We start from the raw sequence: 13,495 nt of genomic DNA on the forward strand, positions 1-13,495 counted from the left end.
GTTTCTACAGATTGAGGGCCAGATCAGCCTTCTTGTCAGGCGCCGCCAGCAGCGTGTACACGCATGGCAGCACGAACAACGTGAACAGCGTGCCAATCGACATTCCCGTGGCAATCACGGTGCCGATGTCGAAACGGCTGACGGCCCCGGCGCCGGTAGCAAGAATCAGCGGCACCATGCCAAATACCATCGCAGCCGTGGTCATCAATACCGGGCGCAGACGAATTGCAGCGGCCTCTTCGATCGCTTCGCGGGCGCTCAGGCCCTTGTCCCGGCGTAATTGGTTGGCGAACTCAACGATCAGGATGCCGTGCTTGCTGATCAGCCCTATCAGCGTCACCAGTCCCACCTGGGTATAGATGTTCATGCTCGACAGCCCCAGAAACAACGGAATCAGCGCCCCACAGATCGATAGCGGGACCGTCACAAGAATGACCAATGGGTCTCGGAAGCTTTCGAACTGCGCCGCCAGCACCAAAAAAATAATCGCCAGGGCCAGGGCGAAGGTCATCCACAAGGCATTGCCTTCCTGCACGAACTGCCGCGCAGCGCCCGCATAGTCGTAGGCGTAACCGTGTGGGGCTTCTTCTGCTGCGATCTGGCGGACGGTCTCGATGGCCTCGCCCATGCTGACAATAGGTACGCCTTGAATAATCGCCGAATTCAGCTGCTGAAACTGATTCAACTGGCGCGGTTTGGCCCGGTCACTGACCTTGATCAGCGTCGACAGTGCCAGGAGTTCGCCTTTGTTGTTCTTCACATAGTAATTATTCAGCCAGTCAGGGTTGTCCCGATACGGCCGCTCGACTTGCGCGATGACCTTGTAGCTGCGGCCATCAAGGGTGAAACGGTTAATCTCCGCTTCACCGAGCAATGTCGCCAGCGTGCCGCCCAGATCCAGCATGGACACACCCATCTGCGCCGCCTTGGCCCGATCGATATCGACCACCACCTCGGGCTTGTCGAAGGCCAGATCAATATCGAGAAAGGCAAACTTGCCTGACTCGGTCGCGCGCGTCTTTATCCGGGTGGCCACTTGCAGCAGCGACTCATAGTCGTTCGGCGTATTGATCACGAACTGGAAGGGCAGGCCTTCGCCCGTGCCTGGCAGCGACGGCAGGTTGAAACCAAACACTTGCAAGCCCGCGATCTTCGCCACCTTGGCCTGCAGCTCAGGCAGAAGCTGCATCTGCGTGCGACTGCGCTCGTTCCACGGCTTGAGCAGGAAACCACCGATGCCGGTCTGCACCCCGTCAAAACCGTTGATCTGGAACGATGAGTAATACTCGGGAAACGTCCTGAAGATCTCGATGAATTCATCGGTGTAGGCGTTCATGTAGTCGAGATTGGTCGGTTGTGGCGACGTGGCCATCATGAAAATAATGCCCTGGTCTTCATCGGGCGCCAATTCCGACTTGGTGAACTTGAGCAGCACCGGAATCAGGCATAACACGATCAAGGCAAGCACCAGCACCACGGGCCGGGTATTCAGCGTGCCGTGCAGCATGCGTTGGTAGCGGGCCTTGAGGCGCCCGAAGGTCTGATCAAGTTTGTGCGACAGGCCGCGAGGATTCTCGTTGTGACGTAACAGCAGGGCGCACATCATCGGCGACAACGTGAGCGCGACCACCCCCGAAATAACCACCGCGCCCGCCAGGGTCAGGGCGAACTCCTTGAACAGCGCCCCGCTCAGGCCTTGAAGAAAACCAATAGGCGCATAGACGGCTGCCAGGGTGAGCGTCATCGACACCACCGGCATCGCGATTTCCCGGGCGCCTTCGATGGCCGCGTTGAACGGCGTCTTTCCCTCCTCGATATGCCGATGGATGTTCTCCACCACCACAATTGCATCGTCCACCACCAGCCCGATCGCCAGCACCATCGCAAGCAAGGTCAGCAAGTTGATCGAGTAGCCCATCAGCTGCATGAAAAACAACACGCCGATCATCGACAACGGAATGGTAATCACCGGAATCAGCACCGAACGCAGGGCGCCGAGGAACAGGAACACCACGACAATTACGATCAGCACCGCTTCGATCAGGGTTTTCACCACTTCATGAATCGATGCCTGAATAAACAGGGTAGCGTCATAGGCAATGGAAATTTTCAGGGTGGGCGGCAACTGGGTTTCCAGCTCCGGCAAGATCTTGCGCACTTCTTTGATCACGTCCAGCGGGTTGGAACTGGGCGTGCCGCGGATAGCGATATAGACCGACGGCGTGCCATCGAAAGAACTGATCGCGTTGTAGTTTTCCGCCCCCATTTCCACGCGGGCGACATCGCCGAGCAGCACGCGACGGTCACCCGATATTTTCAGCGGGATGGCGGCAAAGGCTTCGGCAGACTTCAATTCGGTGGCAGCATTGATGCTGGTAACCACGTATTCGCCTCGTACTTCGCCGGCTGCGGAAAGGTAGTTGTAACGGCGTACGGCAGCAGTGACATCACTGGCGGTCAGGCCGTAACCGGCGAGGCGCACCGGGTCGAGCCACAGGCGCATGGCAAAGACCTGATTGCCGATAATCTCTGCTTCGGCCATGCCTGGCAGGGTCGCAAGCTTGGGTTGAATCACCCGTGACAGGTAGTCGGTGATCTGCGGGTTGCTCAATTCGCTGCTGTAGAAGCTGATGTACATCAGGGCGGTTGAATCGGCCGCCTGCTTGTTCAATACCGGGTCTTCAGCGTCTTGCGGCAGCTTGTTCTTGACCTCGTTGGCCTTGGCCAGCAGCTCGGTGAAGAGCCGGTCGCTGTCCGCACCGATGTGTGCATAAATCGACACCACCGAAAAATTCTGACGACTGACCGAGGTCATGTAATCGATGCCTTCGGCGCTGGCCAGACTTTGTTGCAACGGCTGGGTGATATAGCCCTGGATAGTCTCGGCGTTGGCCCCGGGGTAAGCCGTGGTCACGGTGATCAGGGCATTTTCCATCTGCGGGTATTGGCGAATGGTCAGCTTGCTGAACGCCTGGAAGCCCAAGAGCACAATCAGCAGGCTGATGACGGTGGCCAGCACCGGACGACGGATGAACGGATCTGTAAACGCCATGAAGAATTCCTTGATCAGTCAACGCGTGGCTGGCTGTTCTGTTCGGCTTGCAGTGTCTTGTCGGCACTGATGGCGACATGGGCTCCAGTGTCCAGTTTGAGCTGGCCGGCGCTGACCACCCGCTCACCGGCGCTCAGGCCCTTGCTGACAACCACTCGACCATTGCGGTGCTCGCCAGTCTCGACGAAGCGCCGCTCCACGGTCCATTGCGGCTCGCCTTTGGCGTCTTTTTCGGGTTCGCCCCCGGCGGTTTTTTTCGGCACCACGACATACACCGAGTTGCCGTAGAGGGTATAGCTGATCGCGCTTTCCGGGACTACCACGCGGGTGTTGGCGCCGGGTAGCAATACGTGCAGACTGGCGAACATCCCCGGTAGCAGCTCGCCGCCAGGGTTTGGCAGCGTGGCGCGGACCAGGATGTTGCGCGTGGCATCATCGACTTTCGGGTTGATTGCGCTGATTTTCGCTTCAAAAGTCTGTGCCGGATAGGCCGCTACGGTGACCTGCGCTATCTGGCCTACCGCCAGTTTCGGCACCGCTTGCTCAGGCACATAGAAGTCGACGTACAAGCTGCTCAAGTTCTGCAACGTAGCGATCATCGTGCCGCTCGCGAGGTAATCACCGACATCCACCTGACGAATGCCGATGGTGCCGCTGAAGGGGGCGAGGATGCTTTTTTTCGCCAACGCGGCATTTAATTGGGCGACCGAGGCATAGGCTTTTTTCAACTGCGCGGCGAGCCGGTCGAAATCACCTTTGGAGATCGCCTGGCTGCCGACCAATTGGCTGCCACGTCCGTGCTCAATCTTCGCCAGGCCCAATTCAGCTTCAGCGGTGCCCAACAGCGCCTTTTCAACATCGCTGTCCAGTTGCAGGAGCAGCTGGCCAGCAGTGACCTTTTGCCCGGACTCGAACTGCAGGGCCTTGACCGTCCCTGCAATCTCCAGGCTCAGATCGACCCCTTGCAAGGCCTTGAGGGTGCCAATAGCCGGTAGCTGACTCTGCCACGGTTGTTCGTTGGCGGTCACGACGGCAACATTGATGGGCGGTTTGGGCGTGGCGAATACCTGGATCTGCCGATAGACGGAAAAGGCTTTATAGCCCCCGAGGCTCAGCACCACGAGCAGCACAACCCCCAGCATGATCAGCATCCGGCGACGCAGCATATTCCACTTCCTTGGAAAGACCGTTGAATCGGGTGAGCACATGAGTCCCGCTGCCCCGGTGTTGCCTCGGGGCGATACTGCCGGAGTTACGGGTGTGCTGATGCAGGATAAGCCAGCTTCGCTGGCCCTGCATCAAACCAGATGCAGATGGTTATCCCAGAGCCCCGCTGGCAATTCAAGAGGCTGTGCCAGCAGCTCTGTTTGCCGACAATCGTAGAATCGGCAGCGTCCCTGGCCTGAGGTGACGACGAAACCATCCGCCACTGCGCCGACGCCTGCGCAGTCGGGCAGTGGCGCGTCGAGACGCACTTCGCCGCTGTCCAGGTCCCAGATAAAAAAGCGGTTGCCGCGCGGCGCGGTGAGGGCCGCCAGACGCAGTTCGCTGTGCACGGCAACGCTGGCGGTGTAGTGATTCATCGCCTGCAATTGGCTGTCGGCCACCGGGAACGCCACGAAGGGCTGGCCGGGGCGTTTGATCGCCAGCAGTTCAGACGACTCGTGTGCCTCGCCCATGAACTGCTGCCCCGCGACAATCGTGCCGTCGCTGGCGATGGCCAGATGGCGGATGCTGTTCATCGACTGGCTGAGGGTTTCTTTGCTCAACAAGGTGCCATCGCGCTGCATCAGCACCAGGCTGGGCTGCATGGCATTTAGGTTCATCTCGACCCGGCTTTCGGCTTCGGTGCGAATCCCGCCGTTGGCGACCACCAGGGTTTCGCCGTCGGGCATCCACGACACCTGATGAGGGCCGACGCCGTGGGTGGGGATTTCGCCGCTGTACACCAGGCGTTCGTTGACGAACTGATAGACGCCCAGCACCCCGCGTCCCGGGTCGGTGGTGTCGTTTTCAGTGGCGTACAGCCATTCGCCACTTTTGTGAATGACGGCGTGGCCGTAGAAGTGCCGGTTGGGCCGGGACGTAATGGTCTGGAGCAAACGACCGTCACGCAAGTCGATCAGGTAGCTTTGCGTCCCGGGCCTGCGCGCGACGAACAGCGCCAAGGGCAGGTCCGGGTGATTGATGATGTCATGGCAACGTTGGCCGACCTGAGTGGCGAAGACCTGGCTGCCGTCCAGACGATAACCCACGGCATAGTGCTGGCCGTTGCCATCGTCCCGAGCGGAAAGCACCAGAGGGTTCACCCCTTTTTGCCGAAGCCCCTTTTGCTGAAAAAGTGTCCAGCCGCCCAGGGTACAGGCGCCGAGTAGCAGACTTCCAAGGGCCAGGGCCTGACGTCGCAACATATCAGTCACCATCATTAGCGTTGAAGCCAAGCTGGATACCCAGCGCCTTGGCGAGTTCGCCTTCATGCAAGCGATGGAGGGCGTTGAGGCTGTCGTAGAAGGCATTGAGCTGCTGACGACCCGCGTCGGTGGCGAGCAGGTCGGTCAACGGAGGTTTCAACGCTGAAAGCAGATGACGGCTAGCGGCATATGCAGCATCGATTTTGTCGGCCAGTGGTTTTTGTTCGGCGGGCAGCAGGCCACGCAGGCCTTGGTTGTCGACGCCAGACCACACCGTCTCGGCGCTGATCAAGCTGGCTTCCAGGCTACTGAGCGATGCCTTGCTGCGCCAGGCGTCGGCCTGGAACGGCTGCGGAATGCCCTTGGTCTGACGACCCAATGGCGTGCCGAGCTTTTTCTTCAGGCTGTCCAGCGCAGTGACCTGCACCCGAAGCAATTCAGCGATGGCTTCGTGGGCGTCGGCATAACGCGGATTGGGAAACTTGCTCAGTTGCGCGAGCATGCCATCAGTGCTGTTCCAGCCGGTCAGGATCTCCTCGGCCAACGCTTTCTGGCGTTCACCGATAGCGATCAGCAGGGGGCAATAACGGGTTTTTTGCTCGGCGTTGGCCATGTCGACATTGGCGTCGAACAGGATGTATTCATACGCCGAAAGGCCCTGCACCACGACGCTGGACTTGCTCAGTGCGTCGGCATTGATCTGCGGTTGTGCGCTGACCAATTGCTCGACCTGGCGCCCCACCAGGTTCTTTTTGTCAGGCCAGAACTGGACTTGCCAGGCGCGGTTGCCTTCGGCCAATGGACCAATCAGCAATGGCTGTAATTCAGCCCAGGCTTTTTGCGCGTGCAGAAAGTCGGCGCGGGCGGTGTCCAGGTCTGATGTGCCCTGACAGAACGCCAAGGCGCTGATCGACAACTGACGGTCGGCATCGACCCAGCGACTGTAGGTCGGCAGAATCACCTGCTTGGCGATGGCGGCAGACGTCACGGCCTGTGGGTCTTGTGGCGAGCAGGCGGCGATGGCAAAGGCTGCCAGGCTGGTGAATAACAGTTTGGGGCGGAACATGTCCGGCTCCTCTTCTCATCAATAGGGAGTAAATCGTTAAAGAGAGTTCAAAAACGCCAATAACGCCGCGCGTTGTTCGGCGTTAAACGCCAATACCTGTTGCTGCGCGGCGTGCGCTTCGCCGCCGTGCCAGAGCACTGCTTCAAGCAGGTTTCGAGCACGACCGTCGTGTAAAAACTGTGTGTGACCACTGACGGCTTCGGTCAGGCCAATGCCCCACAACGGCGGAGTGCGCCAGTCGCGGCCAGTGGCTTGAAATTCGCTGCGATGGTCGGCCAGCCCTTCGCCCATATCATGCAGCAACAAATCGCTGTAAGGGCGGATCACTTGATTGGCCTGTTCGGGTTCTGCGGCGTCGGCACCGGTGGTGAACTGTGGCGTATGACACTGCTGACAGCCTGTTTGATAAAACAGAGTCTTGCCGGCCAGCACCTGTTGGTTGTCGACATCCCGTCGCGCGGGCACTCCCAGGTTGCGGCTGTAGAACAGTACCAGACGCAGAATGTTGTCGCTGACCTCCGGTTCGCCCTCAGGACCTTTACCGGTTGGCGCATTGAGACAGTCGACTTGGGTCGCGGTGCAGTCATCGACGGTTTTGAGGCGAGTGGTCAGGCCCATATCACCCGAGAAGGCGTGCGCATTTTGTTGGTTAAGAGCCGGCTGCCCGGCTTTCCAGCCAAATCGCCCCAGCACAATTTTCTGTTGTGCATCGTCCCAGACCCGGTTGGCGCGTCCGGCAATGCCATTGTTCTGTTTGTGTTGAGCATCGGCGTTGGCCAGAATTGCCGCCTCCGGGATCGCCTCCAACAGACCTAACCCAATCATCGGCGGTGCGACCCGCGCGGAGAAAAGGGTGTCGGGGTGCATCGGGCCATAGCCGAGCTGGGTAATCTGCAGTTTGGGCTGGCGTAATTCGATCCGCGTGCCGTCCTTGAAGGTGACTGGCAGCAGGTCATAGTCGACCCGCACTTTACCTTCCGGTACCACGCCGGGGATCGCCATGTCCTGCAATTGCCCACCATACACGGGCTCGGGCAGCACGCCCGATTGCTCAATGAGCGTGGCGTAGGCGGGGTCATTGGGGATCGACAGGCGCACCAGCATCGACACCGCATTGCTGTCGCCTGGCGCGGGTGGATGACCGCGGCCGTCCTTGATGTGGCAGTTCTGGCAGGCGTTGGTATTGAACAGCGGGCCCAGGCCGTCACGAGCGGTGGTGGTCGACGGCGCGATCACCCACGGGCTGCGAAAAAAGCTATTGCCGACGCTGAAATCCAGACGCCGCACCGGCGAAAGATTGGCTGAGGGCAGAGAAAAAGCATTCCGGTCCGTCTTGTTCACCGTCGCGCTTCCCCCTGACAACGCTTCACCCGGCTCGGCTTTAGTGAAGCGCGGCGCGTGATCGCACGCACTCATGGTCATGACCAGGAGCAGGGGAAGGGATAGGCGGGATAGCAAGGGAATCACTGGAGCATCCTGATAGTGCGGTTTTGGCCTGACATACCGCCTTCGCAAATGCATTCACGCCCACAGAAAACATGCGTCTCCCTGTGGGCGTGAATTCATTCACGAAGAGGCCATCACATTTACACATGTAATGGGTGTGAACCTTGAATCAGAACTCGTGATCAGCGTTGTCCGGGTTCAGGTCGGTGATGCCGAGCTTGGTCGCCGCTTGTTCGATGGCGCCGGTCTGGGTGACCAGTGATGCGATGGCGTCGCGCACGATCTGGTTGCCCAGGGTGTTGCCGGCAGCGATCAGTTGATCGAAGTGCTCGCCCTTGTTGGCGTGGTCGACGAGCACTTGCAGCTTGGCCTGCGTGGCGTTCAGGTCGGCCTTGAGCGTGGCGTCGGCGGTGGCGTCTGCTTTGGCGACCAGCGAGGACAGGCTCGGGCCGCTGATTTTGTTGCCGTCCACACGGGTGTATTCACCCAGGTAGACGTTGCGGATGCCCAGACCGTTGTAGAAGTGCGAGTTGTGCGTGTTGTCGCTGAAGCAGTCGTGTTCGTCTTCGCTGGAGTTGGCTTCCAGCGCGACTTTCATGCGTTCGCCAGCCAGTTCGCCGAGGGACAGGCTGCCCATGCCGAAGAGCATTTTGCGCAGACCGCTTTCGCCGGACTCGGCTTCCAGGGTGGCGCGGTAGTTGTCCGCAACACCCGGTTTCCAGTTGTCGACCATTTTTTCCAGGTCGCTGACCAGCAGGTCGGTCACTGCTTTGAGGTAGGCGCGACGACGATCATTGTGGCCGCCAGTGCCTGCTGCGCCTTCGACGTAATCAGTGGCCGGGCGCTCGCCGGCACCTGGACCGTTGCCATGCAGGTCCTGACCCCAGAGCAGAAACTCGATGGCGTGGTATCCAGTAGCGACGTTGGCTTCGGAACCGCCCAGCTCGTTGAGGCTGGCCAGTTTCTCGCCGGTGATTTGCTTGACGTCGACTTTGTCTTCGCCGACCTGGATTTCGGTGTTGGCGATGATGTTGGCGGTCGCGCCCGGGTTGCCCAGCGCGTGCTGGTAATCGCCAGCGACGTAGTCGATCAGGCCTTCGTCCAGGGGCCAGGCGTTAACCTGACCTTCCCAGTCGTCGATGAGGGTGTTGCCGAAGCGGAAGACTTCACTCTGCATGTAAGGCACGCGAGCGGCAACCCAGGCAGCACGGGCTTTCTTGAGGGATGCGTCGTTGGGGTTGGCGAGGAAGTCGTTCACTGCGGTGCGCAAGGTTTTCGCGGTGGATTCGGCATCGCTGAACACGGCAAAGACCATGTTGGTGTAGTTGGCGACCACTGCCTTGGCCGCGACGTCGTCAAGCTGGCCTGCGGTAACGGGGGCTGTGGCAGCAGCAGCGGCAACCGGTGCTTGCGGCGCAGCGGCTTTGTCCTTGCCTTCGCCGCAGCCAGCGAGCGAGATAGCGATGGCCAACAGACTAGCGGTTGCGAGAGGCATACGAATCATGACGAAATCCTGCGTCGAGAAGTGAATAACACGCGTTAGCAATTGGAAAAACTGCGTCATAATGCGAAAGATATGCATTCTATGTAAAGGGGCAGCGCAGAAAAACTTGGTTACACACCATTTCGGCATGTAACCACGGGGGAAGGAACGGTGGGGCGGGGCCGTTCCGGGTTACAGGATTTCCGCGTTGGAGCGCTGGGCGTGCTTCAAAAAAGCCAGCAGTTCGCGGGCAGGCAGGGGCTTGCTGTAGAGGTAGCCCTGGCCTTCGTGACAGCCTTCAGAAATGATGTAAGCCTCTTGTTCGGCGGTTTCTACGCCTTCGGCAATCACCTGCATGCCGAGACTTTTACCCAGTTGGATGATAGCGCGCACGATGGTGGCGTCATCGTCGTCATCGATCAGGTCCTGGACGAAGCTCTTGTCGATCTTGATTTTGTCCAGCGGCAAGCTCTTGAGGTAACTCAAGGAAGAATAACCGGTGCCGAAGTCATCAATGGCGATCAACGCGCCGGAGCGGCGCAGGCTCAGCAGGTGCTGGGCTGCGGTGCTGATGTCTTCCATCAGGCCGGTTTCGGTGACTTCCAGTTCCAGGCTGCGCGGCGGCAGGCGGTAAATCTGCAGCAGGTTGTTTACCACGCGCGGCAATTCGGCGTGGTGCAGTTGTACGGTCGACAGGTTGACGGCCATGCGCAGGTCACTGAACCCCTGGTCGTGCCATTCGCGTAACTGCCGACAGGCCTGATCGAGTACCCACTCGCCAATCGCGATGATCGTGCCGTTCTGCTCGGCCAGCGGAATGAACAGGTCCGGCGGTACCAGGCCGTGTTCGGGGTGCTGCCAGCGTATCAAGGCTTCAACCCCGACGACGCGGTGATCGCGGTAACTGATCTGTGGCTGATAGACCAGGTACAGCTGATTGCGTGGCAAGGCTTCACGCAGGTCTTTTTCAAGCTCGCGACGTCGACGCATTTCGCTGTCGACGCTGGCGATGTAGAACTGATAACGGTTTCGCGACCGGGACTTGGCCAGGGTCATGGTCTGTTCGGCTTTTTGCAGCAGTTTCTCGGTGCTGTCGCCATCTTCTGGAAACAAGGTGATGCCAATGGTCGCGCGCAGACGGATTTCCTGCTGGTCCAGCGCAAAGGGCGCTTCCAGATCGTCGAGGATGCTCTGCGCCAGCTCGGCGGCCTCGTAGGGCTGTTCGATATCGGCTTGTACCAACGCAAACTGATCGCCGCCCAAGCGGGCGAGGGCACCCAATCGGCCGCTGTGACCACGCAGGCGATCAGCCAGCGCCAGCAGCAGTTGGTCGCCAGTCTGGTAGCTGAACTGTTCGTTGATGCCTTTAAAGTCATCAAGCCCGACACACAGCACCGCCACCCGGCGTTGCAGGCGGCCGGCATCGACCAGAATCTTGTCCAGTTGTTGTTGAAATTGCTGGCGGTTGGGCAGGCCGGTGAGGAAGTCGTACTGGGACATGCGCAGCAGGCTGTTCTCGGCTTCGTGGCGCAGATGCGTGTTGCGTTCAATCGAGGCCAGCAACTGGTTGGCGGTGGTGACCCAGATGCCCAATTCGTTTTTTTCATGGCCCTTGAGCAGCGGCAGTTGATGCTCGCTGGGGCGGTCGGGGTTGATACTGGTCAGGTGTTCAATGATTTTCGACAGCGGTTTGGTCAGCAGCCAGTGATAGACCAGGTACAGCACCAGGCCCATGGCCAAGGCTCGCAGCACGCCGGAAATGAAGATGATCACTGAGCTGACGATAAAACTTTCGCCATAGGTGGCGGTGTCGAGGGTAATGCGCAGGTCGCCGTAATACTCACTGTACGGGCCGTGACCGACCAGTTGAGTGTTGAAGCTGCGCTCCTGTCCGAGGATCAGGTCGGTCAGCCAGCGGGTGGGCGTCTGTTTCAGTTCACGGGATTTTTCCGCGAGCATGGCTTCGTTCGGATGCCCGATGGACGCCATGCGCACTGCATTGTCCTGAAACAGGCCTTCGATGACCTGCATGCCCATCTCCCGGTCCAGGCTGTAGACCGCCTGGGTCGAAGGGTCGCGGAACATATCGAGGATGCGTCCGGCATCACTGGCGACGGCTTGTCGGGTCTTGTAGGCGTCGAAGACGATCTGCGCACAACTCAAGACCACCCCTACGATCAGCGCCGAGAGCAGCACCACGCGCAGCAGCTTTACCGACAAGCTGTTTTTGAGTTCCAGCTTCAAATGGTTATTCCTTAATCCGTGCTGGGAGCGTGTGACCGTGTGCGAGTATTGGTAAACACAAGCGGCTCGTCAAAGGGGCAATCGCATCTGGAGGTCAGTTGCGTGTGCCTGCCGTTAACGCTGTTCTAGAGACCGAGGTAAGGCTGTCTCTATTTATTTATGTCGGTCGAATACACGTGGAACTTGAGCGCTGACCTGTAAAGCTGTCAAGAAACTGATATTAGTCTGCTATTGCACGGTGACAATACAGAAAAGAGCGAAGCACAGACGAAAAAAAACCCGGCAATGCCGGGTTTTTTGTCTGGATCAGCGCTTAGGCTTTGAAGGTTTTGCCTTCAAATTGCTCAGCGACGAACTTCCAGTTAACCAGATTCCAGAACGCTTCTACGTACTTCGGCCGCACGTTGCGGTAGTCGATGTAGTAAGCGTGTTCCCACACATCGCAGGTCAGCAGCGGGGTTTCGCCGCTGGTCAGCGGGTTGCCGGCGCCGATGGTGCTGGCCAGAGCCAGGGAACCGTCAGCCTTTTTCACCAGCCAGCCCCAGCCGGAACCGAAGGTGCCGATGGAGGTTTTGCTGAACTCTTCTTTGAACTTGGCGAAGGAGCCGAACGCAGCGTTGATCGCGTCAGCCAGAGCACCGGTAGGTTCGCCGCCAGCATTTGGCGCCATGCAGTTCCAGTAGAACGTGTGGTTCCAGACCTGAGCGGCGTTGTTGAAGATACCGCCCGAAGAAGTCTTGATGATCTCTTCCAGGGTTTTGCCTTCGAACTCGGTGCCTGGCACCAGGTTGTTCAGGTTCACGACGTAGGTGTTGTGGTGCTTGTCGTGGTGGTATTCCAGGGTTTCACGGGAAATGTGCGGCTGCAGGGCATCGTGTGCGTAGGGCAGCGCTGGCAATTCAAAAGCCATGGTTAATCTCCTAATCAGGTCAGTTGCGGTGAGCGCAAGGCCGATCACGGGCGGCCAGACATAAACATGCGTCGGGGAGTTTGTACTCTTTGCGACGCAGGGGCTGGATCATAGCACCCGGCCTGCGCCATAACCACGCAACAACTGTGTGGGATAGAGGTTCCAGAGCCTTGTCGTAAACCTGATGATAAATATTGATCAGCCAACGAGACCTGATAACAACCGCAGATGGGGGGCTGCCCCACGGGTTTTATGCGTTGCCCCAACACTCCGGACTCAGCTCGCTCGAATCAATTGCGCCGCCACACTGAACATCATCACCGCCACCAGCAGATCCAGCATGCGCCAGGTCGCTGGCCGCGCCAGCCACGGGGAGAGCCACGCCGCACCCACGGCCAGGGTGGTGAACCACAACAATGAGGCACTGGCGGCACCGACCACATAAGCGCCGGGCACACTTTGCTGCGCGCCAAGCGAACCGATCAACAGCACGGTGTCCAGATACACGTGGGGGTTGAGCAGCGTTACCGCCAAAGCACTGAGCAGCACGGCACGCCGTGAGCGCAGCCCGGGTTTTTCATTGAGTTGCAGGCTTTGCCGGGAGCATGCGCGACGCAGCGCCAGGCTGCCGTACCACAGCAGAAATCCCGCCCCGCCCCAGCGGGCAATCGACAATAGCAGTGGGTTTTGAGCCAGCACATTCGCCAGCCCGAAAACCCCGGCGGCCACCAGCAGGGCATCACATACGACGCACAATGCCGCCACGGGCAGGTGATGTTCGCGGCGCAGGCTTTGTGCGAGGACGAACGCGTTTTGCGTGCCGATCGCCATAATCAGCCCCGCGGCCACCAACAGGCCATTGAGATAGCTTTGCCACATATCC

9 protein-coding genes are annotated in these 13,495 nt (G+C 59.2%); all 9 read right to left on the minus strand.

The features are described from left to right. Positions 1-4: 4 nt before the first annotated feature. A complete protein-coding gene (locus AC1MEA_RS11705) occupies positions 5-3,052 on the minus strand; it encodes a multidrug efflux RND transporter permease subunit (RefSeq protein ID WP_480917899.1) in 3,048 nt (1,015 codons plus the stop codon). A gap of 14 nt (positions 3,053-3,066) precedes the next feature. Further along, positions 3,067-4,218: an efflux RND transporter periplasmic adaptor subunit gene (locus tag AC1MEA_RS11710; protein ID WP_480917901.1), complete on the minus strand. Its 1,152-nt coding sequence runs from the start codon at positions 4,216-4,218 to the stop codon at positions 3,067-3,069. 132 nt (positions 4,219-4,350) lie between these two features. Then, positions 4,351-5,463 (minus strand): DUF1513 domain-containing protein, encoded by a 1,113-nt coding sequence (locus tag AC1MEA_RS11715; RefSeq protein ID WP_480917902.1) that lies wholly within the window; start codon positions 5,461-5,463, stop codon positions 4,351-4,353. Between the two features lies 1 nt (position 5,464). After that, on the minus strand, positions 5,465-6,529 hold the full coding sequence (locus tag AC1MEA_RS11720) for an imelysin family protein (protein WP_480917904.1): 1,065 nt from the start codon (positions 6,527-6,529) through the stop codon (positions 5,465-5,467). A 36-nt stretch (positions 6,530-6,565) separates the two neighbouring features. After that, on the minus strand, positions 6,566-7,951 hold the full coding sequence (locus AC1MEA_RS11725; RefSeq protein ID WP_480918131.1) for a di-heme oxidoreductase family protein: 1,386 nt from the start codon (positions 7,949-7,951) through the stop codon (positions 6,566-6,568). Positions 7,952-8,144: 193 nt separating this feature from the next. Next, a complete protein-coding gene (locus AC1MEA_RS11730; RefSeq protein WP_480917906.1) occupies positions 8,145-9,479 on the minus strand; it encodes an imelysin family protein in 1,335 nt (444 codons plus the stop codon). A gap of 171 nt (positions 9,480-9,650) precedes the next feature. Then, a complete protein-coding gene (locus tag AC1MEA_RS11735; protein WP_219062218.1) occupies positions 9,651-11,702 on the minus strand; it encodes a putative bifunctional diguanylate cyclase/phosphodiesterase in 2,052 nt (683 codons plus the stop codon). Between the two features lie 313 nt (positions 11,703-12,015). Continuing rightward, a complete protein-coding gene (sodB, locus tag AC1MEA_RS11740) occupies positions 12,016-12,612 on the minus strand; it encodes a superoxide dismutase [Fe] (RefSeq protein WP_219062217.1) in 597 nt (198 codons plus the stop codon). A 276-nt stretch (positions 12,613-12,888) separates the two neighbouring features. Beyond that, positions 12,889-13,491, minus strand: a complete 603-nt coding sequence (locus AC1MEA_RS11745; RefSeq protein ID WP_219062216.1) for a LysE/ArgO family amino acid transporter — start codon at positions 13,489-13,491, stop codon at positions 12,889-12,891. Positions 13,492-13,495 lie beyond the last annotated feature (4 nt).

This window comes from Pseudomonas sp. ASL8, assembly GCF_056680355.1.

Bases quoted from the DNA above. Each gene is read 5' to 3' on its own strand.
- AC1MEA_RS11705 (WP_480917899.1), bottom strand. From the start codon at position 3,052: ATGGCGTTTACAGATCCGTTCATCCGTCGTCCGGTGCTGGCCACCGTC.
- AC1MEA_RS11710 (WP_480917901.1), bottom strand. From the start codon at position 4,218: ATGCTGCGTCGCCGGATGCTGATCATGCTGGGGGTTGTGCTGCTCGTG.
- AC1MEA_RS11715 (WP_480917902.1), bottom strand. From the start codon at position 5,463: ATGTTGCGACGTCAGGCCCTGGCCCTTGGAAGTCTGCTACTCGGCGCC.
- AC1MEA_RS11720 (WP_480917904.1), bottom strand. From the start codon at position 6,529: ATGTTCCGCCCCAAACTGTTATTCACCAGCCTGGCAGCCTTTGCCATC.
- AC1MEA_RS11725 (WP_480918131.1), bottom strand. From the start codon at position 7,951: ATGACCATGAGTGCGTGCGATCACGCGCCGCGCTTCACTAAAGCCGAG.
- AC1MEA_RS11730 (WP_480917906.1), bottom strand. From the start codon at position 9,479: ATGATTCGTATGCCTCTCGCAACCGCTAGTCTGTTGGCCATCGCTATC.
- sodB (WP_219062217.1), bottom strand. From the start codon at position 12,612: ATGGCTTTTGAATTGCCAGCGCTGCCCTACGCACACGATGCCCTGCAG.
- AC1MEA_RS11745 (WP_219062216.1), bottom strand. From the start codon at position 13,491: ATGTGGCAAAGCTATCTCAATGGCCTGTTGGTGGCCGCGGGGCTGATT.